This window comes from Modicisalibacter sp. 'Wilcox' (assembly GCF_010993675.1).
GTDB lineage: Bacteria > Pseudomonadota > Gammaproteobacteria > Pseudomonadales > Halomonadaceae > Modicisalibacter > Modicisalibacter tunisiensis.
In genome coordinates this window covers 90,131-112,005 of sequence record NZ_WNXF01000010.1, presented here as the reverse complement: position 1 = coordinate 112,005, position 21,875 = coordinate 90,131, and the positions used below count along the sequence as shown (strand labels likewise).

24 protein-coding genes and 1 other RNA gene are annotated in these 21,875 nt (G+C 67.5%); 12 read left to right on the top strand and 13 right to left on the bottom strand.

What is annotated here, in order from left to right; genetic code table 11:
* Window positions 1-129: 129 nt before the first annotated feature.
* Window positions 130-1,029: a hypothetical protein gene (locus G7A98_RS10865; protein ID WP_224416320.1), complete on the bottom strand. Its 900-nt coding sequence runs from the start codon at window positions 1,027-1,029 to the stop codon at window positions 130-132.
* 144 nt (window positions 1,030-1,173) lie between these two features.
* On the bottom strand, window positions 1,174-2,058 hold the full coding sequence (locus G7A98_RS10860) for a LysR family transcriptional regulator (protein ID WP_163649695.1): 885 nt from the start codon (window positions 2,056-2,058) through the stop codon (window positions 1,174-1,176).
* Between the two features lie 188 nt (window positions 2,059-2,246).
* On the opposite strand from G7A98_RS10860, the gene G7A98_RS10855 reads away from it, so the two are divergent.
* From G7A98_RS10855 to G7A98_RS10845, 3 genes are all read left to right on the top strand, one after another.
* Window positions 2,247-2,708, top strand: a complete 462-nt coding sequence (locus tag G7A98_RS10855) for a hypothetical protein (RefSeq protein ID WP_163649694.1) — start codon at window positions 2,247-2,249, stop codon at window positions 2,706-2,708.
* 343 nt (window positions 2,709-3,051) lie between these two features.
* On the top strand, window positions 3,052-3,504 hold the full coding sequence (locus G7A98_RS10850) for a helix-turn-helix domain-containing protein (protein WP_163649693.1): 453 nt from the start codon (window positions 3,052-3,054) through the stop codon (window positions 3,502-3,504).
* The gene (locus tag G7A98_RS10845; protein ID WP_163649692.1) at window positions 3,504-4,067 is read left to right on the top strand and encodes a PIN domain-containing protein; all 564 of its coding nucleotides are present in this window, start codon (window positions 3,504-3,506) and stop codon (window positions 4,065-4,067) included. The genes G7A98_RS10850 and G7A98_RS10845 overlap by 1 nt, the downstream gene beginning before the upstream one ends.
* A gap of 303 nt (window positions 4,068-4,370) precedes the next feature.
* On the opposite strand, the gene ssrA is transcribed toward G7A98_RS10845, so the two are convergent.
* Both ssrA and smpB read right to left on the bottom strand, forming a co-directional pair.
* Window positions 4,371-4,749: a transfer-messenger RNA gene (gene ssrA / locus G7A98_RS10840) on the bottom strand.
* Window positions 4,750-4,807: 58 nt separating this feature from the next.
* On the bottom strand, window positions 4,808-5,287 hold the full coding sequence (smpB, locus tag G7A98_RS10835) for an SsrA-binding protein SmpB (RefSeq protein WP_163649691.1): 480 nt from the start codon (window positions 5,285-5,287) through the stop codon (window positions 4,808-4,810).
* A gap of 288 nt (window positions 5,288-5,575) precedes the next feature.
* On the opposite strand from smpB, the gene G7A98_RS10830 reads away from it, so the two are divergent.
* A complete protein-coding gene (locus tag G7A98_RS10830; RefSeq protein ID WP_163649690.1) occupies window positions 5,576-6,013 on the top strand; it encodes a type II toxin-antitoxin system RatA family toxin in 438 nt (145 codons plus the stop codon).
* The gene (locus tag G7A98_RS10825) at window positions 6,006-6,305 is read left to right on the top strand and encodes an RnfH family protein (RefSeq protein ID WP_163649689.1); all 300 of its coding nucleotides are present in this window, start codon (window positions 6,006-6,008) and stop codon (window positions 6,303-6,305) included. Before G7A98_RS10830 ends, G7A98_RS10825 begins: the two co-directional genes overlap by 8 nt.
* Window position 6,306: 1 nt before the next feature.
* Here the strand turns inward: G7A98_RS10825 and G7A98_RS10820 are convergent, their stop codons facing one another.
* Window positions 6,307-6,786 carry an outer membrane protein assembly factor BamE gene (locus G7A98_RS10820; RefSeq protein WP_163649688.1) on the bottom strand — a complete coding sequence of 160 codons (480 nt, stop codon included), beginning with the start codon at window positions 6,784-6,786 and terminating at the stop codon, window positions 6,307-6,309.
* 72 nt (window positions 6,787-6,858) lie between these two features.
* Between G7A98_RS10820 and fur the strand changes: the two genes are divergently transcribed.
* Window positions 6,859-7,287, top strand: coding sequence for a ferric iron uptake transcriptional regulator (gene fur / locus G7A98_RS10815; protein ID WP_163649687.1), 429 nt, complete (start codon window positions 6,859-6,861; stop codon window positions 7,285-7,287).
* A 51-nt stretch (window positions 7,288-7,338) separates the two neighbouring features.
* On the opposite strand, the gene G7A98_RS10810 is transcribed toward fur, so the two are convergent.
* Window positions 7,339-8,094 (bottom strand): SDR family oxidoreductase, encoded by a 756-nt coding sequence (locus G7A98_RS10810; protein ID WP_163649686.1) that lies wholly within the window; start codon window positions 8,092-8,094, stop codon window positions 7,339-7,341.
* An 82-nt stretch (window positions 8,095-8,176) separates the two neighbouring features.
* Complete coding sequence (locus tag G7A98_RS10805) at window positions 8,177-8,371, bottom strand: hypothetical protein (RefSeq protein WP_163649685.1); 195 nt, start codon at window positions 8,369-8,371, stop codon at window positions 8,177-8,179.
* 249 nt (window positions 8,372-8,620) lie between these two features.
* Here G7A98_RS10805 and G7A98_RS10800 point away from each other — a divergent pair, with 249 nt between their 5' ends.
* Window positions 8,621-8,833: a hypothetical protein gene (locus G7A98_RS10800; RefSeq protein WP_163649684.1), complete on the top strand. Its 213-nt coding sequence runs from the start codon at window positions 8,621-8,623 to the stop codon at window positions 8,831-8,833.
* A gap of 47 nt (window positions 8,834-8,880) precedes the next feature.
* Here G7A98_RS10800 and G7A98_RS10795 read toward each other — a convergent pair whose 3' ends face one another.
* Window positions 8,881-9,078 (bottom strand): hypothetical protein, encoded by a 198-nt coding sequence (locus G7A98_RS10795; protein ID WP_163649683.1) that lies wholly within the window; start codon window positions 9,076-9,078, stop codon window positions 8,881-8,883.
* A gap of 304 nt (window positions 9,079-9,382) precedes the next feature.
* On the opposite strand from G7A98_RS10795, the gene ybiO reads away from it, so the two are divergent.
* A complete protein-coding gene (gene ybiO / locus G7A98_RS10790) occupies window positions 9,383-11,743 on the top strand; it encodes a mechanosensitive channel protein (protein WP_163649682.1) in 2,361 nt (786 codons plus the stop codon).
* Between the two features lie 89 nt (window positions 11,744-11,832).
* Here ybiO and G7A98_RS10785 read toward each other — a convergent pair whose 3' ends face one another.
* The 5 genes from G7A98_RS10785 to hemC form a co-directional block, all read right to left on the bottom strand.
* Complete coding sequence (locus tag G7A98_RS10785) at window positions 11,833-13,200, bottom strand: NCS2 family permease (protein WP_163649681.1); 1,368 nt, start codon at window positions 13,198-13,200, stop codon at window positions 11,833-11,835.
* Between the two features lie 213 nt (window positions 13,201-13,413).
* Complete coding sequence (locus G7A98_RS10780) at window positions 13,414-14,637, bottom strand: heme biosynthesis HemY N-terminal domain-containing protein (protein WP_163649680.1); 1,224 nt, start codon at window positions 14,635-14,637, stop codon at window positions 13,414-13,416.
* Complete coding sequence (locus G7A98_RS10775; protein ID WP_163649679.1) at window positions 14,634-16,046, bottom strand: uroporphyrinogen-III C-methyltransferase; 1,413 nt, start codon at window positions 16,044-16,046, stop codon at window positions 14,634-14,636. Before G7A98_RS10775 ends, G7A98_RS10780 begins: the two co-directional genes overlap by 4 nt.
* Window positions 16,047-16,052: 6 nt before the next feature.
* The gene (locus G7A98_RS10770; protein WP_163649678.1) at window positions 16,053-16,841 is read right to left on the bottom strand and encodes a uroporphyrinogen-III synthase; all 789 of its coding nucleotides are present in this window, start codon (window positions 16,839-16,841) and stop codon (window positions 16,053-16,055) included.
* Window positions 16,841-17,788 carry a hydroxymethylbilane synthase gene (gene hemC / locus G7A98_RS10765; RefSeq protein ID WP_163649722.1) on the bottom strand — a complete coding sequence of 316 codons (948 nt, stop codon included), beginning with the start codon at window positions 17,786-17,788 and terminating at the stop codon, window positions 16,841-16,843. The genes G7A98_RS10770 and hemC overlap by 1 nt, the downstream gene beginning before the upstream one ends.
* Window positions 17,789-18,104: 316 nt before the next feature.
* Between hemC and argH the strand changes: the two genes are divergently transcribed.
* Genes argH through dapF form a run of 4 tightly spaced genes read left to right on the top strand, consistent with a single transcriptional unit; the run spans window position 18,105 to window position 21,833 of the window.
* Complete coding sequence (argH, locus tag G7A98_RS10760; RefSeq protein WP_163649677.1) at window positions 18,105-19,511, top strand: argininosuccinate lyase; 1,407 nt, start codon at window positions 18,105-18,107, stop codon at window positions 19,509-19,511.
* Window positions 19,508-19,723, top strand: coding sequence for a lipoprotein (locus tag G7A98_RS10755; RefSeq protein ID WP_163649676.1), 216 nt, complete (start codon window positions 19,508-19,510; stop codon window positions 19,721-19,723). Before argH ends, G7A98_RS10755 begins: the two co-directional genes overlap by 4 nt.
* 5 nt (window positions 19,724-19,728) lie before the next feature.
* Window positions 19,729-20,997, top strand: a complete 1,269-nt coding sequence (lysA, locus tag G7A98_RS10750) for a diaminopimelate decarboxylase (protein ID WP_163649675.1) — start codon at window positions 19,729-19,731, stop codon at window positions 20,995-20,997.
* Window positions 20,997-21,833 carry a diaminopimelate epimerase gene (gene dapF, locus G7A98_RS10745; RefSeq protein ID WP_163649674.1) on the top strand — a complete coding sequence of 279 codons (837 nt, stop codon included), beginning with the start codon at window positions 20,997-20,999 and terminating at the stop codon, window positions 21,831-21,833. The genes lysA and dapF overlap by 1 nt, the downstream gene beginning before the upstream one ends.
* Window positions 21,834-21,875 lie beyond the last annotated feature (42 nt).

The window sequence follows — 21,875 nt, the reverse complement described above, 5'->3', positions numbered from 1 at the left end:
GAATTCATTCGTGATGAACCAGCCCTGCGGCCCCGCCATCGGGGATAAATCCCCTCCCACAAGTAGCCCATCGAGCCACTTTCCTGTGGGAGCGAATTCATTCGCGAGGCATCGCCGCCAACCGGGGCGTCAGCCCATCAGCCGGTCATGACGGCGCTGGTTGTCGGCGTCGATGTGCTGCTGGGTCACCCGGCCATAGATCTTCCGGGTGTGCTCCAGGCTGCCCATCATGTCCGGGGCTTTCGCATAGCCGAGCAGCGTGCACAGCCGCTGCCCCTTGGCGGCGGCGACGCGGTGCATCGAGTAGCGGCCCTTGAACAGCTGCAGGTCGCCGGTGTTCAGCGTCAGCGAGCGGACCTCGTCGTGATCGCCCTCGAGCACACGCTGCACGCCGGCGAAGTTCTCGTCGCCGGGGCGGCGAATGTCCGGGCAGTACTGGAACTCGCCGCCGCTTTCCGGCCGCCGGGTCATCAGGCTGACGATGAATTCGTTGGTGTCGAAGTGCCAGGGCAGCTCGGTGTCCTCGGGCATGACATTGATCACCAGCCCGGCGATGGGGTCGGCGAACTCGTGGATCACCGGCTCCTCGAGGCAGTCGGCGATGAAGCGCTGGAAGGTCGCGTTGCGGTAGAGCCGCTTGACGATCGCCTGGTCCGGGATCAGGTCCTTGGCGACGAAGCCGTTGGTGTAGTGCTGGAAGCAGCGCACCGGGTGATCCTCGGGCAGGTCGGGATCGTCCGGGGTGACATAGGGATTGACGCTGTTGTCGGAAAAGAATGCCTGGGGCGAAAGCGCCTCGCTCTCCTCGCGCAGCGCCGCGAGCCGGTCCTCGCGAATGAAGCGCGCGAGCAGCGCACAGCCGTCATCATGGAGCTGGGAACGGACACGGGCGACGGCCTCGCGGTAGGCGTCGCTGCCCGGCTGATCGAGCGGGTAGCGCTCGAGATCGATCAGGTCGGCCAGGGCGTCGTCGACGGGGGTGGCGGCGGTACCGGATTCGGGGCGGACGGAAGATGGGGACAGGGACATGAAGACCTCTCGTGCTCCTCGGTTGGATGGCCACGTGACTGGCGCCATAACCTACGCGGCGCACCGCCCCGGGCTCCAATCGGAAATTCGCCGCCGATGTCACGAGATTTTTATCAATTGCCTTCCTCCGCACCGTCAGTCACCTCAATCCGCGTCCGAATACAGCGCGCGCAGTGTGGCGGCCAGCGGCTCGGCGACTTCGCGCACCCGCGGCTCGTCGGCAAACGCCAGGTACCAGGGAACCTGCGGCATCGCCACGTCCAGTGGCCGCATCACCACGCGGCCGGCGCGGGCGGCATCGCGAACCGCCCAGCGCGAGAGAATGCTGATCCCCTTGCCCGCCGCGACCAGCTCGAGAATCAGCGCCACCGACTCGATCTGCACCATGTGCGAGGGGTAGACGCCGGCCGGCTGGAAGAAATACTCAAACTCGTGGCCCGCCTCGGGAATCACGCTGTAGGTGAAGTGCCGCCCCTCGTCGAACACCTCGGCCGGCACTGCCGCCCCCTCGGCCGCCGGATGCCCGGGCGGCAGCACCGCCACGAGCGGCTCCTCGAACAGCGCCTCGCAGGCCAGGCCGCGCTGTACCGGCACCTCGATCATCACGGTCAGGTCGACGCGGCGTGCCAGCAGCGCCCCGGTCATCTCGTCCAGGGGCAGGCGCACCAGATCGATGTCGCGGTCATGGTGCTCGTAGAGAAACGGCAGCGCCTTCGAGAAGGTGTCATAGGGGCCGATACCCAGACGCAGCGCCGGCTCGCCGTGACGCGCCAGCTGCCAGGCCTCGAGCTCGGCACTGCGTACCCTGGGCAGGATCTCGCGTGCCGTTTCCAGCAGGCGCTCTCCCGAGGCGGTCAGCACCAGCCGCCGCCCCTCGCGGGCGAACAGCGATACCCCGAGGCGGCGCTCCATCTCGCGAATGCGGTGGGTCGCGGCAGGCTGGGTCAGGCCGATCGCCGCGGCGGCGTCGTGAACGGTACCGTGCGTGGCGATGGCATCGATCAGCACGTAGAACTTGATATCGAGCATGGCATGTCGGGGCGGAGAAAGATGGGCGGGGATGATAGCAGGCTCCCGAGTCGCTGCACCGAGGGAATCGGGATCGCCGACTTAACACAGGTTCAGGCGCCCCGGATTTCACAGGGCTATGCTGCGGGCGTTGCCGGTGAGTGACCCTTCACGACCGGCGCCTTCCGAGTTGCGATAAGGAGATCACGATGACTCAGGAACACGGCTACTTCGACCCGCAGTCCCGCCAGGTGGAGCCCGGCGAGCTGCGCGCCTTCGGCGTGACGATCCACAGCCGGCGCGGCCGGGCCGGCGAGCTCTGCGAGATGCTGCGCTTCGTGCAGGACGCCGCCACGCTGGGCGCGGCGGAGCATCTCCGGCGGGTCCACTTCGATTCCGACAGCGGCGTCTGCCATATCGATGTCGATGACCGGGCGCCCCTGCACGGCAGCGTCGAGCACCGGCTCGACCAGGCAGCCCGCAAGCACCTGTCGCGTTTCACGCTGTGCGGTGCCAACGAACTGGGCGAGACGCTCGGCAGCCAGCTGGTATCGCAACCCGCACCGGAGGAGTGGAGCACCCCGGAAGACGCGGTGACGGAGGCCGCCGCCACAGACGACAGCGACGCGATATCGCCGACGGCTACCAGCGAGGCCCCGGAGCTGCGCTGAGTGCCATGGTCTCGACACCCTGATGCACGCAGGGTGTCAGAGATCGACCAGGCACCATCCAGCCGATGAGCAGACCATATTCGGCCCACCGCTCTCGTGTTTACCCGATGGAGCTGATGTCCGCCCCCTTGAAGGGAGGAGATTTCCAATTTACCGAGGACCGGACAGGGAGACTTGCCCAGGCCGTGGCTCCCTGCGTGAATTCACTTCCCTGAGCATGCCAGCCAGATGGTCAATCGCCCGTTTCGGATATTGCGAATTTTGTTTATTTCGAATAGCTTGGCAAGTAACGCTAGAACACGAAACGGCAGCCAGCAGTAGCGGGCTGCGTGGAGGTCATGCCATGAACACCGCCACCCAAGATACAGCGCCCGACAACCTCGAGCTCACCCGCCTGGCCAGGGCCAGCGCCACCGAGCTGAGCCAGCTGCTCCGCGAGCGCCCCGAGAGCGACCGGGCGCATATCAAGCTGGATGGAGCAGACCTGGTGCTGCCCCGTCAGGCGCTGGTGCTGCTGCGTGACCTGCTAACCGAGATGGCCCAGGGCAATGCCGTGACCATCCTCCCGACCCATGCCGAGGTGACCACCCAGGAAGCCGCCAACATGCTCAATGTCTCGCGGCCGCATCTGGTCAAGCTGCTCGAGGAGGGCGTGATACCCTTTACCCGGGTGGGCACGCATCGCCGGATTCGCCTGCAGGATCTGCTGGCCTACAAGCGCCAGCAGGAGGAGGCCTCAGAGGCCGCCCTGCAGGAACTGGCCGACCAGGCCCAGGATCTGGGCATGGGCTACTGATGCGCTTCGTGGTCGTCTACGACGCCTGCGTGCTCTATCCCGCGCCCTTGCGGGACCTGCTGATTCGCCTGGCCACCACGGGGCTGTTCGCCGCACGCTGGACCGAGCAGATCCACGATGAGTGGACACGCAACCTGCTCAAGAAGCGCCCCGAACTGGCGGAGGCGCTGCCGCGCACCGTCGAACTCATGGAGCGTGCGGTGCCGGACGCCCTGGTCACCGGGCACGAGCCACTGATCCCGGCGCTCGAGCTGCCCGATCCCGATGACCGCCACGTGCTGGCTGCGGCCATTCGCGCCGGAGCGCAACTGATCGTCACCTTCAACCTGAAGGACTTTCCCACCAACACCCTGGCCGATTTCGGGATTGAGGCCGTCCATCCCGATACCTTCCTGGAGCAGCAGTTCGAGCTGAGCGAGGGGCTGGTGCTCAGGACCGTCCATCGTCACCGCGCCAGCCTGCGCAAGCCGCCGAGAAGCGTCGATGAGTATCTCGATACCCTGGCCGCCTGTGGCCTGATCGTCACCGCAGACAGGCTGCGGGAATTCACCGATGTCCTGTAACGGATAGGGAAGCGCTGATCAATTGGCTAAAGTGCTCAGAGTGGCGCAATCATCGCGTCAGCGATCACATTCTGACCACCCCAGGTTGAAGTGGTCCAATTGAAGCCACGGCCCCGGCTGGCGCGGTTTCTGGCGGGGCTGGGGGCATCAGGGTATCGACTTCGACGTTGCGCCCCCAGATACGCCCCCTTGCATGGGGGCATGTCAAGAAGTGCCATGAAACGTCCAGACACAAGAAAGGGGCCCGGAGGCCCCTGTTCATGCGGTTTCTGAAGTGTTGTGGAACCTTCTGAAACCCTTGTTTGGTGGAGGCGGCGGGAATTGAACCCGCGTCCGCCGGCACTCGCCCATTGGCTCTACATGCTTAGTTCCGTCTTTTGTTTTAGCGTTACTGGCTCCGACGGGCAGGATCCAGCAACGCGAGCCTTCTTAAGTTTGACGATTGACGTGAAGGCGCCGCCAATCGCGATCCCATTACTTTGCGCTCATCTCCCGTCCACGATGAATGGGCACATCGCTTCGGGGCCAGGCTAACACCAGCAGGTTTTAAGCTGCCAGCGCGCCCTGAGCGTAGTTTTCGTCGTTTGCGACTATTTAATCGTGATGTTGGATTTACGAGATACATCACGCTCTCGGCATGCACCTCAGGGATTGCAACCGGCGTCGAAGCCATGTCGCCCCCGTTGAACTTTCGTATTTTAGCAGATGGGGACCCGGTCGCGCCAGTTCAAGGGGCGCGATCAGTTGTTTTCGCGCATGATCCGCGCCTTCTGGCGGTTCCAGTCGCGCTGCTTCTCGGTGGCGCGCTTGTCGTGGAGCTTCTTGCCCTCCACCAGCGCCAGCTCGCACTTGACGAGGTTCTTCTTCCAGTACAGCTTGAGCGGCACGCAGGTGTGGCCCTTGTCCTGGGTGCGCGAGAAGATCTTGGCGATCTCCTTGCGGTGCAGCAGCAGCTTGCGGGTCCGCGTCGGGTCGGCCAGCACGTGGGTGCTGGCGGTGTTGAGCGGCGTGATATGGCTGCCCAGCAGCCAGGCCTCGCCATCCTTGATCAGGATGTAGGTATCGGTCAGCTGGGCCTTGCCGGCACGCAGACTCTTGACCTCCCAGCCAGCCAAGGCCAGGCCGGCCTCGAAGGTCTCTTCGATGTGATACTCGAAGCGTGCCTTCTTGTTCAGGGCGATGGTGTTGCCGCCCGGCTTGTTGGCTTTTTTCTTGGCCATGGGTCCTCTGTGTTCGCTACGCGCTGCCTGAAAAATGCCTGCGCTCGCCCATACGGCGTTAAAAATTGACTCGGGCGCGAGTCCGATCAAAATGCTCGCTTAAGCCTTGTAAACTCCGCTTTTTCGTCAATTTTTGCCTTGCCTGGCCATCGCTCGTCGATTCTTCAGGCAGCGCTTGGATCCTGTCGACAGCCCTCCAACATGGGGCAAGGCGTGTTACCATTCAAGGGCTTGGCGTGATGATTCCCATGATACGCGCAAGCCCGAGTCAAGTCAGCGGAGAGGTGCATGCCCACGGTCAATCGGTCCGCACTGGTGCGGCATTCCGCCCAGGCCATGTTCGATCTGGTCAACGATTTCGAGCGTTACCCGGAGTTTCTGCCCGGCTGCCGCCGCGCGCGGCTGATCGAGTACGACCAGGAACACCTGGTCGGCGAGCTGACCCTGGCCAAGGCCGGTGTCGAGCAGAGCTTCACCACCCGTAACGACCTGTATGCGCCGGAACGCATCGAGCTGTCGCTGGTCAGCGGCCCCTTCCGGCGCCTGCAGGGCCAGTGGCTGTTCATGCCCATGGGCGAGCAGGCCTGCAAGGTGGCGCTGGAGATGAACTTCGAGTTTTCCAACCGCCTGCTCGGCATGGCCTTCGGCAAGCTGTTCAGCCAGATGGCCGGCCAGCTGGTGGAGGCGTTCACGCGCCGGGCCGACGAGGTCTACGGGCGTGGCTGATGCGGTGCAGGTCGAGGTGGCCTTCGCCCTGCCCCGGCGCCAGGTAATCGTGCCGCTGACGCTGCCGGCGGGCACCTCGGCGCGCGAGGCGGTGCGTCGGGCGCACCTGGAACGCCACTTCCCCGACCTGCCCGCCGAGACCTTCTCCGAGGCCGAGCTGGGGATCTTCGGGCGGCGCCTCGACGACCCCGAGCAGTACACGCTGGCGGACGGCGATCGCGTCGAGCTCTACCGCCCGCTGCGCATCGATCCCAAGCAGGCCCGGCGCCTGCGCGCCGCCCGCAAGCGCTGACTCACTCGGCGGCGGGCGTGGCACCCTCGACCGCCCCGGTCGCCGGCTCGCCGCCCTGCGGCGCGCGGCTGGGCGTGGTGTCGAGCAGGTTGCCGGGCAGGGCGTCCTCCTCGATGGCCGGCCCGGCGCCCGGTTCGGCCTTGAGATCCACGTCCTTGTCGATGTCGCCGCTGGTACGCATGTTAACCAGCCGATCATCGGCGAAGGTCAGGGTCAGGCGCTTGTAGACCTTGCCGCCGTAGGCCTTGTCGAGCAGGAAGACGTAGTCCCACTGACTGGCGTCGAACGGCGTCTCGAGCAGCGGGCTGCCCATCACGTACTGGACCTGCTTGCGGGTCATGCCCGGCTTGAGCTGGGCCAGCATTTCCTGAGTGATGAGATTGCCCTGCGGCAGGTCGCGCTTGTAGACGCCGAAGTAGCTGCAGCCGGCCAGCAGCCCCAGGGCGAGCGAAAAGATGACTATTTTGATCAGGTTTTGCATTTGGCCCCGTTCTTCACTATCGTTGCTCTGGCCGATCATACCCGACCCACCACGATACTGCGAAGAGTTACCATGGCCGATCAGAACCATGAACTGCGCCGTGCAGGCCTGAAGGTCACCCTGCCGCGCGTGAAGATCCTGCAGATTCTCGAGCGATCGAAGGACATGGAAACCCACCTCAGTGCCGAGGACGTCTACAAGGCGCTGCTCGATGCCGGCGAGGATGTGGGCCTGGCCACGGTATACCGCGTACTGACCCAGTTCGAGGCCGCCGGCCTGGTGGTGCGCCATCACTTCGACGGCGGTCACGCCCTGTTCGAGGTTTCCCAGGAAGAGCACCACGACCACATGGTGTGCCTGGAAAGCGGCAAGATCGTCGAGTTCTTCGACGAGGCCATCGAGCGCCGTCAGCAGGAGATCGCCGAGGAACACGGCTACGAACTGGTTGACCACGCGCTGGTTCTGTATGTACGCCCCAAGGGCTCCGACGCTCCCCGTTAGCAGGCCGCCCCACGCCTCGGCGGGAAACGGGCCGGCGCCTGAGCGCCTGCTTCAGGGCCTGCCGGGGTAGTTCTCGGAATGCCGCCCCACCCGATTGACCGATTCCCCACCGTCGACGAACAGCACCTGCCCGGTGACGAAGCGGTTGTCGAGCAGATAGTCCAGCGCCTGCCCCAGCTCTTCCACTTCGCCCTGCCGCGCCAGCGGAATGCCCGCATAACGCCAGGCCAGGTAGTCGCTGGTACGCTGCGCGGCCGGCAGGATGACGCCGGGGGCGATGGCATTGACCCGGATGGCCGGTGCCAGCTCGATCGCCGCCATGCGCGTCAGCTCGGCCAGCGATTTCTTCGCCAGCAGGTAGGCGGCATAGGCATGCTGTTCGAAGGCGATCTTGTTGTCGACGATATTGATGATGTCACCGGCGTCCACGCACCGGCCGAACGCCCGGGTGAGCAGGAAGGGCGCGAAGAGGTTGACCCCGAACTGGGTCTCGAGCTGTTCGCGGGCCGTCTCGCGAATGTCGCCGGGTGCATAGGTCGAGGCGCTGTTGACCAGCAGCGCCAGCGCGGGAAAGCGTGCAACCACTCGCTCGACCAGCCCCTCCACGTCGCCCGTGCGGAAGTCGCAGGCGAACGTCTCGCACGCCCGCCCCTGGTGTCGAATCGCCGCCGCGGTTTCCTCGGCCGCCGCCGCGGAGTGGTGGTAGTGCAGCGCGATGTCGTAGCCGCGTCGGGCCAGATGCAGGGCGAAGAAGCGGCCGACGCGCGTGGCGCCGCCGGTAACGAGAGCGGCCTGGCGATCGGTCACGATCAGGACCTCCTGGATGACGGCGAGAGACGGGAAGCGCCGCGCGTCGGCGGCAGTCCGTCACCAACATACGCAGCCGCCGTCAGCGCGACAAGTCCACGCCCAGCAGATGACCCAGCGCCTGGGTGGCGTAGGTCGCGTGCGGTACCGTCACGCTCTCGAGATCCCCGGCCCGGCAGCGCGGGCAGGGCTGCACGCCCCGCGCGCCGCGACGCTCCACATAGACCAGCGCCTGGCAGTGACGACATAGAAACAACGCACGGCGTGACTCGGCCATGACACCCCTCCCCTGACACCATCCCTTGCTCGTGCCGGTCTCGGTCGGCTTGGTGTCTTCAGTGTGTCAGGGCCCACGCGGGCGTCTAGATGAAAACTATGACGCCGGCAGCATGAACCGAGCCGGCCTCTTGCCTGTCGCAGGACTGAGAAAGTGGCGCCAACAAAACGATGGCGAGCCGCCCGGCATTCAACCACCCTCGAGGGATATGCCACACTGATGCTGAACCGTCACGGAAGGAGCTTGCTCATGATCAAGCAGACCATTACCTGGCGCGAGGTGCCAGGCGAAGGCGACAGCGGGCCGCGCTACGAGGTCTACGACAGTGATACGGGGACCGTCATCGGCACCTATGACAGCCGCGAGGCCGCTCAGGAGGAAGTGGATGCCATGAACCGGTCCGACGTGGAAGGCCGCGGGAGCAGCCACCGCAAGCAGGAGGCCGACCCCGCCGGCGGTTGACGGCGGGCAGCCTGTCCCTGCGTGTCTCACGACACGTCCCGGCGCGATCAGGAGGCGGCACGCTCCGCCCGGTCGCGCCAGGCGCCTTTGGCCGCCGCCATGACCCTTTCCAGATCATCGCCATGGCATCTGAAGGCCCGGCAGTCGGCGCAGTGAATCGCCTGCTCGCTGTCCGCGGGCATCGGCAGCAGGAAGCGCTCCCCGCCGCACACGTGGCATTGCAGTTCCAGCGTTACCGTCAGCATGGTCGTCCCTTTCCGTTGTTGATACTCGGCACTCCCGAGCCCCACCGGCCCGGCCGTTCGCCCCTCGCGGGGATCCCATGGCGTGCCGGGTTGATCTTGGCGCGCTTGCGTACAAGAATTGTACAACGTGCAGCCACCCGGAGCCCTGCGCCATCGCCGGCATTATTCCGCCACCCCGTGACAGGGTCGTGAAAGCCACCGCGACGCGCGGCTCGGGCCGCGAAGGCGGCGATGTTATCATCAGGGCCTGCTAATTCCACAAGACAAGAATGGCGAGACGCGCCACTTCACATGGAGGTTCGACGTGCTGAAACCATCCCTGCGCTCCTGGCTGGGGTACGGCCTGTGGCTGGCCCTGGTCCTGTTCACGCTACCGGCGCTGGCTCAGCCGGCGGCATCGGCGTCCCCCGATGCCGACGCCGGCCCGGCCTATGGCACCCTGGCCGATCTGCTCGAGAACGACGCCTCGCGCCAGCAGCTGATCGAGGAGCTGCGCCGCCTGGCCGACACCACCGGCGCCGCCGGCCAGGCCGCGGCCACGCCGGCCCCCGCCACCGCCCCGGCCCCCGAGAACGTCAGCCTGGCCCGGCACATCGCCGAGATGACCAGCGACATCGCCGGTGACGTCGGCACCCAGTTCCACAACCTGGGCCGGGCGCTGATGGGCATCATCTCGCCGCAGGACCACGCCGGCCCGGGGATCGACCTGGCGGCCCTCAGCAACGCGGCGATCAACCTGACCCTGGTGATCGTCGCCACCTTCGTGGTGTTCTTCCTGCTGCGCCGGCTGATGCACCCGCTGTTCGTGCGCATCAGTGGCTGGTCCCGCCAGGGCGAGAAACGCAGCGCCCTGCTGCGCCTGCTGGTGGCCGTCGCCATCGCCGCGCTGATCGACGTGGTGGTGATCGCCCTGGCCTATGTCGGCGGCAACCTGATCGCCACCTTCGCCATCGGCGAGAGCGGCAGCCTGTCCACCCAGGCCTCGCTGTTCCTCAATGCCTTCCTGGTCATCGAGCTGATCAAGGCGGCGCTGCGCATGCTGCTGTCGTCGCATTACGACGGCCTGCGACTGATTCCCACCGATGCCGCTAGCGCCGCGCACTGGAACCGCTGGCTGGCCACGCTGACCGGCTTCGTCGGCTACGGCATGCTGGTGCTGGTGCCGATCGTCAACTTCAACCTGTCGCCGGCGCTGGGCAAGGGTATCGGCCTGCTGGTCATGATCCTGGCCTTCATCTATGCCACCACCATGGTGCTGCGCAACCGCCAGCCGGTGCGCGAGGCGCTCGACGCCAAGGCCGAACAGGCCACCATGAGCCCCAGCCGGGTCGGCCTGCGACTGCTCGGCCGCGTCTGGCACTGGCTGGCCATCGCCTACTGCCTGATGGTGCTGCTGGTGAGCATCGTGCGTCCCGAATCCGCCCTGCCCGATGTCGCCGTCGCCACCCTGCAGTCGCTGATCATCGTCGGCGTGGGCCTGCTGATCTCGGGCAGCCTGACCCAGATCATCGGCCGGCGCATCACCCTCTCCGACGAGCTGCGCCGCCGGCTGCCGCTGCTCGAGGTCCGCCTCAACGCCTACATTCCCACCTTCCTCAAGGTGATCCGCACCATCATCCTGGTCGTGGTGGCCATGCTGGTACTCAACGCCTGGGGCGCCTTCGACCTGGCCGCCTGGTACGCCACCGAGGCGGGCCGCGGCATCGTCAGCAAGGTCATCGACGTGATCGTCATCCTCGCCGTCGCCGCGGCGGTGTGGATCGCCCTGGCCAGCCTGATCGAGCACCGCCTCAATCCGGAAACCGGCAGCGGCGAGCCCTCGGCCCGCGCCAAGACCCTGCTCAGCCTGTTCCGCAACGCCCTGGCCATCGCTCTGGTGACCATGACCGCGATGATCGTGCTCTCCGAGATCGGCATCAACATCGGTCCGCTGATCGCCGGCGCCGGGGTGATCGGCCTGGCCATCGGTTTCGGTGCCCAGAAGCTGGTGCAGGACATCATCACCGGGGTGTTCATCCAGGTGGAGAACGCCATGAATACCGGCGACGTGGTCACCGTGGGCGGGGTGACCGGCACCGCCGAGCGCCTGAGCATCCGCTCGGTGGGCATCCGCGACCTGGCCGGCACCTATCACATCGTGCCCTTCTCCAGCGTCGACACCGTCTCCAACTACATGCGCGAGTTCGGCAACCACGTCGGCGAGTACGGCATCGCCTACCGCGAGAGCATCGACGACGCCATCGCCCAGCTGGAGCTGGCCTTCGAGGACCTCAAGGCCGGCGAGCACGGCCACAAGCTGCTGGCGCCGCTCACCGTGGCCGGCGTGACCGCCCTGGCCGACAGCTCGGTGAACATCCGCGTGGTGATCAAGACCACCCCGGGCGACCAGTGGGGCGTGGGCCGGGCCTACAACCGCCTGGTCAAGCTGCGCTTCGATGCCGCCGGCATCGAGATCCCCTTCCCGCATACCACGCTGTACTTCGGCGAGGACAAGGACGGCAGCGCCCCGGCGGCCAACATCCGCCTGGTCGAGAATCGTCGCCAGGCCGCGGACACCACCCGCAGCGAGCCCATGGCCGACGGCGAGGCCCCGGTCTACCGGGTCAGCGATCCCTCGCACAGGAAGCCCGACGAGGACGACGTCGACGCACCGCAGGAGCGCTGACACACGTCCCGGTCATTTCCCGACCGACGCAAAAGGGGCTGCCTGCGGGCAGCCCCTTTTGCGTCGTACCCCAGTCGCGGCTCGCGGGGTTATTGCGTGGTCACCAGCATCACCGCGCTGAGAAGCGCGGTGACCCACATCGCCGGCCGGATCGCCTCCAGCCGCCCGGTGCACAGCTTGATGATCACGAAGCTCAGGAAGCCGAAGGCGATCCCCAGGGTGATCGAGTAGGTCAGCGGCATCAGGATGATCGCCAGGAAGGCGGGGAAGGCCTGGTCGAACTTCTCCCACTCGATCTGGCGTACCGGCGCCATCATGAACAGCCCCACCATCACCAGCGCCGGCGCCGTGGCGACCGCCGGCACCAGCGACAGCAGCGGCGAGAGGAACAGGAACGGCAGGAACAGCAGGCCGATGACCACCGCCACCAGCCCGGTGCGCCCGCCCTGGGCAACGCCGGCTCCGGACTCGATGAAGGTCTGGGCGGCGCTGGTACCCAGCGGCGCGGCGATCATCGAGGCGAAGGCATCGACGGTCATCGAGCGCTTGAGGTTACGCGGGTTGCCGTCCGCGTCCTTGAGATCGGCGGACTCCGCCAGGGCCAGGAAGCACGACAGCGAGTCGAAGAAGTTGGTGAACAGCATGACGAAGATGAACGGCAGATAGGCCACCTTCAGTGCGCCCCAGACATCGACCTGCATCACCGCACTGAAGTCCGGCAACGAGGCCAGCCCGTTCCACTGCACGACGATCTCGTCGCCCCACAGCCGCCCCATCGGCAGCGCCACCAGGGTGGTGAAGGCGATGCCCAGGATCAGCGCGCCGTTGAGGCGCAGGATGGTGAAGATCGCCGTGGCCATCATGCCCAGGAAGAAGGTGATCAGCGCCGGGTCGAGATCACCCAGCGACACCAGCGTCGCCGGATTGGCGACCACGAAGCCGGCATTCTTGAAGCCGATGAAGGTGATGAACAGCCCGATGCCGCAGGTGATGGCGAAACGCAGCGAGTCGGGGATCGCCTCGATGATCGCCTTGCGCACATTGAACATCGCCAGCACCGCAAACATCACTCCCGACCAGAACACGCAGCCCAGCGCGGTCTGCCAGGGCAGCCCCGCGCCCTGCACCAGGGTGTAGGTGAACAGCGCGTTCATGCCCATTCCCGGCGCGACGAGGATCGGGTTGCGGGCATAGAGCCCCATCGCCAGGCTGCTCATGAAGCTGATCATCACGGTGGCGGACAGCGCCGCCGAGAAGGGAATCCCGGCATCGCTGAGGATCGCCGGGTTGACGACGATGATGTACATCCCCGCCAGGAAGGTCGCCAGGCCGGCCAGCAGCTCGGTCCTGAGCGTCGAGCCGCGACGCTCGATGTTGAAGTAGCGCACCAGCCAGGGCGTGCGCGGCGAGTCGGAGGGACGAGACGCCTCGAGGGACGCCGAAGTGCCTTGTTGCATGGGTCGGGTTCCATTGTTGTTGTCGATCGGATGCAAGAGCGCCTTACAGCGTATGCGATATTTGACCATTTGGACAAACAAAGACGACAAACTTTCGTATACAAACCCTGGAGCCCACGCCGTGGCGACGAGGCGGCATGTCGCCCGGAGATCCCGGCCATCATAAAAAAGGGCGCCCATGTGGGCGCCCAGGAGAGCAAATCGCGTGTCGCGTCAGGGGTTCTGGTCGCTGGGCTGCGGCAGTGCCGGCAGCGACTTGTCGAGCAGCTCGACGCTCTGGCGATAGTAGAGCTGGCTCTTGTCGTGGTCGCCGAGGTTGGCGTAGAGCCGCGCCAGTTCGGCGCACACCACGCCGCTGGGGCGCTGGCGCTGGCTGGCCTCGAAGTACTCCTGCGCCTTGCCCCAGTAGGCGTTGCGCAGCGACAGGCGACCCAGGGTCAGCAGCAGGTCGGGGTCGTTGGGCCGCTCCTGCAGCCATTTCTCGGCATAGGCCAGCTGGCGGCCGGCATCGACGTTGAGCAGGCCGTAGCGCAACACCAGGCGGCTGTCCCAGTGCTCCTTGAGGGTCTGGCGCAGCAGGCGCTCGGCGATGCCCTCTTCCTTGCCGCGGACCAGGGCTTCGGTATACAGGCCGACCAGCTCCACGTCGCCGCGCAGGTAGTCGGGCATCTCCGCCCACAGGTTGCGCACCCGCTCGACATCGCCGGGCCGACGCGCCGTCTGCAGGATCAGCTCGCGATAGGCGCGCTGCTCCATGTGGCGGCGCTCGTCGTCGCCGACCAGCTGCTGACGCGCCAGCCGCGGCATCAGGCGACGAATGCCGTCCCAGTCGTTGACGCTCAGGTAGGCCTGCTTGAGCAGCTTGAGCACCTGCGGATGATCGGGCAGCTGCTTTTCCAGGCGCGTCAGGGTGGCCAGCGCCTCCTCGAACTGCTGGCGGTCGAGCATCAGCTGCGCCTGGACCAGCCCCACGGCGGCATCCGAGCCCTCGGTGCTGAAATGAGCCCGCTTGAGCAGCGCGTCGGCCTGGTCGTGGCGCCCCTGGTAGTGAGCCGCCAGGGCCGCCGAGAGGTAGTTGACCAGCGGCGTGCTGGAGTCGTCCGCCGCCTTGGTCAGGGACTTCTCGGCCCGCTTCCAGCGGCCCTCGGCGAGCGCCACCAGACCGCGCACGGTGCGGCGCATGGCGTTGCGCTGACGGGTGCGGGTGTTCCACACCTTGAGCCGGCTGACCGGACGCCGCAGGCGCATCAGCAGGCGCAGCACGAAATGCAGCACCACGAACACGGCGAACAGCAGCACCAGGCCGAACCAGAACGAGGTCTGGAAGGACGTATCGCCCACGCGCACCAGCCAGTAGCCGGGCACCGACTGCATCAGCTGGCCGAACAGCGCACCGATCGCCAGGCCGAAGACGACGACGAGAATCAGTTTCCTCATGCCGCGCCGCTCCCGGCGTCATGACGACGCTCCATGAAATCGCGCAGCTTCTGCAGCGAGGCGCTGATGTCCGGCAGGTCCGGGCGAATGGTCTTGTCGCCGAGCGAGCCGAGCTGGTCCAGTGCGCTGCTCACGCCCTGGTTGCCGGTATCGTAGTAGCCCTGGATCAGCGAGCGGGCCTTGTCCAGGCTGGCGCGGTAGAGCTGGGGGTCGCTCTGCAGCAGGGCCAGCTGGGCCTGCTCGAGCTGCAGGCGCACGTTCTGGCGCAGGTAGGATTCCTGCTGCGGCGTGATTAACGCCTCGAGGGCCTGGTCATGCTTGCGCACCACCACCAGATCCTTGAGCTCCTGGCCGAAACGCGCCAGCTGCTGCTGCCAGCCGCCCTTCATCGGCGAGGTGTCGCCGGCCTGGGCCGCCTGCTGCTGGATGTCCTGCTCCAGCGGCAGCTTGGCCAGCTGCTCCTGCAGCGCCATCAGCGTCAGGTAGACACCGGTCCGGTCGATCTGCGGCACCGAGTTGAGTTCGCCGAGCTCCGACTGGATGGCGCGGCGCACCGGCGTCAGTGCCGGATTGTCGAGCTTGGCCAGGCGCTGGTCGGCAGTCTGCAGCAGCGAGACGGCGCCCTTCACGTCGCGCTCGAGCTGTAGGCGCTGGTTGGCCAGGCCCAGCAGGTATTCCACCTCGGCGACGCGCCATTCGCTGGCGTCGGTCTGCTGCTTGCTGGCCAGCTGGGCCAGCACCTTGTCGAGGGTGGCGTTCATTTCCTGGCGATACTGCTGGAAGTCGTCGCGGATCGCCTGCACGGCCTGGCCGCGCTGGCTGTCGCGCTGCTCGAGCTGGCTGCTCAGGTCGTCGAGCCGCTGACGGTTCTGCGATACCTGATCGAGCGCGCTCAGCCGCTGCTGCTGGCGCTGGAGCTGCTGCCAGCCCCACCAGCCGCCGATGCCCACGCCGATCGCCAGCAGCACCACCAGCACCAGGGCGATGCCGCCGGCCTTGCCGCCGCCTCCGCCGCCCGAAGACCGCGCAGTACCGCCATTGCCGGTAGGCGGCGGCGTAGCCTTGCCGTTGCCGGCGGTCTTGCCGCTCTCGCCCTTTGCTGGGGTCTGTTTAGCGCCCTGCGATGAGCCGCTGGACTTGCCGCCCGATGCCTTGTCCGCGGCGGCTTTCCCGTTCGAGGCGCTCTTGGCGTTGTTCGTCTTGCCCGCGGCAGACGCGTTCGTCGAGGCCGGTTTCGTCGACGACGCGGCGGCCTGGTCGCGACCACGGTCGGACGAGGCCCGCTCCGTCTTGCCCTTGCCCGGTGTGGCGGACGTGTCGCCGGACGGCGGGGAACCACCGGCCGCCGGGTCCTTGCCCCCGCCGGACGGCGAACGCGGTTCGTCCTGATCGTGTTCTTGCTTGCTCATCTGTCGCTAGCCCTTTTCAAGATCATCATGATCGGCGCCATTGAGGTTGCAGACGTCGGCCACGGCGGCTGCCAGCGCGGCCGGCGAGGCGCCTTTCGCCATCACGGGGCGCAGGAAACCCAGATTGTCGGCCAGTGTAGCCAAACGTCGACTGGAAACGATTAGCGGTTGGTTCAACGCCGCCTGGTGACACCATCCTGCCAGATGTTCGAGCAGTTCGCCGCTGGTCACAACCAGCGCCGCGAAATCGCCCTTGCGCAGGCGCGCCTGCATCGCCGGCGCGGGCGGCTGCAGCACGCGGCGATACAGCGCAAGCCGGGTGACCCGCGCCCCGCGCTGCGACAAGGTGTCGCCCAGGGTAGGCCGGCCACCCTCCCCGGCCGCCAGCAGCACCCGCTGCCCCGCGAGATTCGCCAGCGAGGGCAGCGCCAGCAGCGCCTCGCTGGTGGTGCCCGCCGCCGTCGGCGGCAGATGGACGCGCACCCCGAGCTCGCGGTGCAGGACCTCGGCACTGCCGGCGCCGAGGGCATAGAAACGCGGCCCCAGCGGCAGCTGCGGCCAGTAGCGATCGAGCCCCTCGGCCAGGCAGCGGGCGGCGAAGGGGCTGACCACGATCACCCGGTCCAGGTTGTCGAAATCGAGCCAGGCCTGGCGGATCGCCGGCGTCTCGGGCAGGGGCTCCAGATGCATCGCCTCGAGCTCGAGCGGCTCGGCCCCCCGCGCCTCGAGCGCTCGCGCCAGCGGCACCGCGCGCTCCCCCGGGCGGGTGATCAGCACACGCGGGCGCGCCGCCATCAGGAATCGGCGTCGCCGTAGACCTGGGCCAGGATCTCGCCGGCGCCCAGGTCGAGCAGTTCCTCGGCGATGCGAATGCCCAGGGTCTCGGGCTCGGCGGCCGCGCCACGCCCCTCGGCACGCAGCACCCGGGTGCCGTCCGGCGTGCCCACCAGGGCGCGCAGCCACAGGGTACGGCCGTCATCCTCGAGCACCGCGTGACCGGCGATGGGCACCTGGCAGCCGCCCTCGAGGCGAGTGTTCATGGCCCGCTCGGCGCGCACCCGGGTGGCCGTCTCGGCATGGTCGAGCGGCGTCAGCAGCGCCAGCAGGTCCGGGTCGTTGGTGCGGCATTCGATGCCCAGCGCCCCCTGGCCGCAGGCCGGCAGGCTCACCTCGGGGGGCAGCTCACGGGTGATCCGCTCGCCGAGCCCCAGCCGACGCAGCCCGGAAGTGGCGAGGATGATGGCGTCGAACTCGCCGGCATCCAGCTTGCCCAGGCGCGTCTGCACATTGCCGCGCAGGTTGTGGATCTCGAGATCGGGACGCGCCTCGCGGACCTGCAGGCCGCGCCGCAGGCTGGAGGTCCCCACGCGGGCGCCCTCGGGCAGGGCGTCGAGGTCGGCATGGTCGTTGGAGACGAAGGCGTCGGTGGGCTCGGCGCCCTCGAGGATCACCGACAGCCCCAGCCCCTCGGGGAAGTGCATCGGCACATCCTTCATCGAGTGCACGGCGATGTCGGCGCGGCCGTCGAGCATGGCGTCTTCCAGTTCCTTGACGAACAGCCCCTTGCCGCCGACCTTGGCCAGCGGCGCGTCGAGGATCTTGTCGCCCCGGGTGGTCATCGCCACCAGCTCGACGTCGAGCCCCGGGTGCAGCGCCTGGAGCCGATCGCGCACATGCTCGGCCTGCCACAGGGCCAACCGGCTCTGGCGTGTGGCGATGCGAAGGGTCTGGATGGCGGGCACGGTGATCTCCCTGAAAGTCGGCATGATTCGGTGGGCAATCCGGCGGTCACGGCGGCACGATCGGGGCCATGCCGCCACCTCGGCCCTGGGTGTCATCATAAAGCAGTCGCGAGACAAGGAAAAATGCGCCGTGGCGAGCGGCCCGTCAACGCCCGCCTATCGCGGCCGGGCAGGCGGGGCGATCGCGGCTGTCGCCAGGCCAGCCCCGAGTCCTGCCTGCCATCCTCGACAGCCCGCGGGGCGCGCTCGCCAGGCGCGCTGACTCTGGTACACTCGGTGCCAGACTTTCACGCAATCAAGCAGGATCGCATCCCCGATGAGTCAGCAGACCAATCAATCCTGGGGGGGGCGCTTCAGCGAACCCACCGACGCCTTCGTCGAGCAGTTCACCGCCTCGGTGAACTTCGATCGCCGCCTCTTCCATCACGACATTCGCGGCTCGATCGCCCACGCGACCATGCTCGCGCGGGTCGGCGTGCTGACCCTCGACGAACGCGACGCGATCATCCAGGGCCTCGGCGAGATCGAGCGCGAGATCGAGGAGGGCGCCTTCCCCTGGTCGGTGGCGCTCGAGGACGTGCACATGAACATCGAGGCACGCCTGACCGAGAAGATCGGCATCACCGGCAAGAAGCTGCACACCGGGCGCTCGCGCAACGACCAGATCGCCACCGACATCCGCCTCTACCTGCGCGACGAGATCGACGCCATCGATGCCGAGCTGGCGCGCCTGCGTGACGGGCTGATCGAGCTGGCCACCCGCGAGGCGGACACCATCATGCCCGGCTTCACCCACCTGCAGACCGCCCAGCCGGTGACCTTCGGCCACCACCTGCTCGCCTGGCAGGAGATGGTGGCCCGCGACCACGAGCGCCTGCGCGACTGCCGCAAGCGGGTCAACGTCATGCCGCTGGGTGCCGCGGCACTGGCCGGCACCACCTACCCCATCGATCGCCACGTCACCGCCGAACTGCTGGGCTTCGAGCGTCCGGCCGAGAATTCGCTGGATGCGGTCTCGGATCGCGACTTCGCCATCGAGTTCGCCGCGCTTTCCAGCCTGCTGCTGATGCACCTGTCGCGGATGAGCGAGGAGCTGGTGCTGTGGACCAGTGCCCAGTTCGACTTCATCGACCTGCCGGATCGCTTCTGCACCGGCAGCTCGATCATGCCGCAGAAGAAGAACCCCGACGTGCCCGAACTGGTACGCGGCAAGAGCGGCCGGGTCTACGGCCACCTGATGAGCCTGCTGACGCTGATGAAGTCGCAGCCGCTGGCCTACAACAAGGACAATCAGGAGGACAAGGAGCCGCTGTTCGACACCCTCGACACCGTCAAGGGCTGCCTGCGCGCCTTCGCCGACATGATTCCGGCGATCGAGGCCCGGGCCGACAGCATGTACGAGGCGGCTCGCCGCGGCTTCTCCACCGCCACCGACCTGGCGGACTACCTGGTGCGCGCCGGCGTGGCCTTCCGCGACGCCCACGAGATCGTCGGCCAGTCGGTGGCCTACGGCATCGAGCAGGGCAAGGACCTCTCCGAGATGACCCTCGACGAGCTGCGCCAGTTCTCGGCGGCGATCGACGAGGATGTCTTCGAGGTGCTGACGCTGGAAGGCTCGGTGGCCGCGCGCAACCACATCGGCGGCACCGCGCCGGATCAGGTGCGTGCCGCCGCCCAGCGCGCCCGCGACGCCCTGAGCGCGCTCATGGAGGCGCGGGCGTGACGGCCCGTCGCCGGCCCGGGGCGCTGCCGGCGCTGCTGCTGGCCGCCGGGGTGCTGGCAGGCTGCGGCCAGAAGGGGCCGCTGTACCACCCCGGCGACGAGCAGGCCGCCCGGCAGTACGACCCGGCGGATGCCTACACCCCGGACGACGCGACCCAGACGCCGGACGCCGCGCCGGACTCCGATGCACCGAGCGAACACAGCGGGACATAAGCAGCATGGATCATTTCGACTACCGTGACGGCCAGCTTCATGGCGAGGACGTGCCGCTGGCGACGATCGCCCAGCGCTTCGGCACGCCCTGCTACGTCTATTCCCGGGCCACGCTGGAGCGCCACTTCCGCGCCTACAGCGAGGCGCTGGCCGGGCACCCGCACCTGATCTGCTACGCGGTGAAGGCCAACTCCAACCTGGCGGTACTCGACGTGCTGGCACGGCTCGGCGCCGGTTTCGACATCGTCTCGGTGGGCGAGCTGGAGCGGGTGCTGGCCGCCGGCGGCGACCCGGCCCGGGTGGTGTTCTCCGGCGTCGCCAAGGAACGCCACGAGATGGCCCGCGCGCTGGAAGTGGGCATCAAGTGCTTCAACGTCGAGTCGCTGCCCGAGCTGGAGCGTCTCGACGAGGTCGCCGGCGAGTGCGGCGCGATCGCGCCGGTGTCGCTGCGCGTCAATCCCGATGTCGACGCCCGCACCCATCCGTACATCTCCACCGGGCTCAAGGCCAACAAGTTCGGCATCCCCGTCGACGACGCGCCGGCGGTCTACGCCCGCGCCGCCGAGCTGCCCAACCTGCGGGTGGTGGGGCTGGACTGCCACATCGGCTCGCAGCTCACCGAGCTCGCCCCCTTCCTCGACGCCCTCGACCGGCTGCTGGTGCTGCTCGAGCGGCTCGAGGCCCAGGGCATCACCATCGAGCATCTCGACCTGGGCGGCGGCCTGGGCGTCCCCTACCAGGGTGAGCAGCCCCCGGCCCCGTTCGACTATGCCCGTGCCCTGCTCGAGCGCCTGGCCACCTGGAAGGAAGGCCGGGACCTGACCCTGCTGTTCGAGCCGGGGCGCTCCATCGCCGCCAACGCCGGCGTGCTGCTGACCCGCATCGAGTACCTCAAGCCCGGCGAGACCAAGCATTTCGCGATCGTCGACGCCGGCATGAACGACCTGATCCGCCCGGCGCTGTACCAGGCCTGGCAGGCGATCCTGCCGGTGGATACCCGGCAGCCGCGCGAGACGGCCATCTACGACGTGGTCGGCCCGGTCTGCGAGACCGGCGACTTCCTGGGCAAGGACCGCGAGCTCGCCGTGGCCCCGGGCGACCTGCTGGCGGTACGCTCCGCCGGGGCCTATGGCTTCGTCATGGCCTCCAACTACAACAGCCGCCCGCGCCCGCCCGAGGTCATGGTCGACGGCGACCGGAGCTATCTGGTGCGGCGCCGCGAGACCCTCGAGGAGCTGTGGGCGGGCGAGGCACGACTGCCGGAGAATCGCTGATGCGGGTGTACTTCACCAAGATGCACGGCCTGGGCAATGACTTCATGGTGGTCGACCTGGTCACCCAGCGGGCACGCTTCGACGCCGAGCAGATCCGCCGGCTCGCCGACCGCCACTTCGGCATCGGCTTCGACCAGCTGCTGCTGGTCGAGCCGCCGCGCAATCCGGAGATGGACTTCCGCTACCGGATCTACAACGCCGACGGCAGCGAGGTGGAGAACTGCGGCAACGGCGCGCGCTGCTTCGCCCGCTTCGTGCGCGACCAGCAGCTGACCCACAAGCGCGAGATCCGCGTCGAGACCCTCGGCGGTCCGCTGACGCTGCTGGTCACCGAGGACGAGCGCGTGCAGGTCGACATGGGCGCCCCACGCTTCGCCCCCGAGGCGCTGCCCTTCACGGCCGACGCCGACCGGGTGCTGCATGCCCTCGAGGTGGACGGCGAGCGTCTCGAGATCGGCGCGGTCTCCATGGGCAACCCCCACGCCGTGCTGCGGGTCGATGACGTCGACAGCGCACCGGTGGCCCGCCTGGGGCCCCGGATCGAGCATCACCCGCACTTCCCGCGCCAGGTCAACGTCGGCTTCATGCAGGTGGCCTCGCGCCACGAGATCCGCCTGCGCGTGCATGAGCGCGGCGCCGGCGAGACCCTGGCCTGTGGCACCGGCGCCTGTGCCGCCGTGGCCAGCGGCATCCGCCAGGGCCTGCTGGAGAGCCCCGTGACGGTACACCTGCCGGGCGGATCGCTGACCATCGAATGGACCGGCGACGAAGCGGCGCCGCTGCTGATGACCGGGCCCGCCGAACGGGTGTTCGACGGCCGCGTGAACCTGCGCTGATCCTGCGCGGCGCACGCCACGCCCTGATTTCCGCGTAACTGA

Bases quoted from the DNA above. Each gene is read 5' to 3' on its own strand.
- G7A98_RS10865 (WP_224416320.1), bottom strand. From the start codon at position 1,029: ATGTCCCTGTCCCCATCTTCCGTCCGCCCCGAATCCGGTACCGCCGCC.
- G7A98_RS10860 (WP_163649695.1), bottom strand. From the start codon at position 2,058: ATGCTCGATATCAAGTTCTACGTGCTGATCGATGCCATCGCCACGCAC.
- G7A98_RS10855 (WP_163649694.1), top strand. From the start codon at position 2,247: ATGACTCAGGAACACGGCTACTTCGACCCGCAGTCCCGCCAGGTGGAG.
- G7A98_RS10850 (WP_163649693.1), top strand. From the start codon at position 3,052: ATGAACACCGCCACCCAAGATACAGCGCCCGACAACCTCGAGCTCACC.
- G7A98_RS10845 (WP_163649692.1), top strand. From the start codon at position 3,504: ATGCGCTTCGTGGTCGTCTACGACGCCTGCGTGCTCTATCCCGCGCCC.
- smpB (WP_163649691.1), bottom strand. From the start codon at position 5,287: ATGGCCAAGAAAAAAGCCAACAAGCCGGGCGGCAACACCATCGCCCTG.
- G7A98_RS10830 (WP_163649690.1), top strand. From the start codon at position 5,576: ATGCCCACGGTCAATCGGTCCGCACTGGTGCGGCATTCCGCCCAGGCC.
- G7A98_RS10820 (WP_163649688.1), bottom strand. From the start codon at position 6,786: ATGCAAAACCTGATCAAAATAGTCATCTTTTCGCTCGCCCTGGGGCTG.
- fur (WP_163649687.1), top strand. From the start codon at position 6,859: ATGGCCGATCAGAACCATGAACTGCGCCGTGCAGGCCTGAAGGTCACC.
- G7A98_RS10805 (WP_163649685.1), bottom strand. From the start codon at position 8,371: ATGGCCGAGTCACGCCGTGCGTTGTTTCTATGTCGTCACTGCCAGGCG.
- G7A98_RS10800 (WP_163649684.1), top strand. From the start codon at position 8,621: ATGATCAAGCAGACCATTACCTGGCGCGAGGTGCCAGGCGAAGGCGAC.
- G7A98_RS10795 (WP_163649683.1), bottom strand. From the start codon at position 9,078: ATGCTGACGGTAACGCTGGAACTGCAATGCCACGTGTGCGGCGGGGAG.
- G7A98_RS10785 (WP_163649681.1), bottom strand. From the start codon at position 13,200: ATGCAACAAGGCACTTCGGCGTCCCTCGAGGCGTCTCGTCCCTCCGAC.
- G7A98_RS10780 (WP_163649680.1), bottom strand. From the start codon at position 14,637: ATGAGGAAACTGATTCTCGTCGTCGTCTTCGGCCTGGCGATCGGTGCG.
- G7A98_RS10775 (WP_163649679.1), bottom strand. From the start codon at position 16,046: ATGAGCAAGCAAGAACACGATCAGGACGAACCGCGTTCGCCGTCCGGC.
- G7A98_RS10770 (WP_163649678.1), bottom strand. From the start codon at position 16,841: ATGGCGGCGCGCCCGCGTGTGCTGATCACCCGCCCGGGGGAGCGCGCG.
- argH (WP_163649677.1), top strand. From the start codon at position 18,105: ATGAGTCAGCAGACCAATCAATCCTGGGGGGGGCGCTTCAGCGAACCC.
- lysA (WP_163649675.1), top strand. From the start codon at position 19,729: ATGGATCATTTCGACTACCGTGACGGCCAGCTTCATGGCGAGGACGTG.
- dapF (WP_163649674.1), top strand. From the start codon at position 20,997: ATGCGGGTGTACTTCACCAAGATGCACGGCCTGGGCAATGACTTCATG.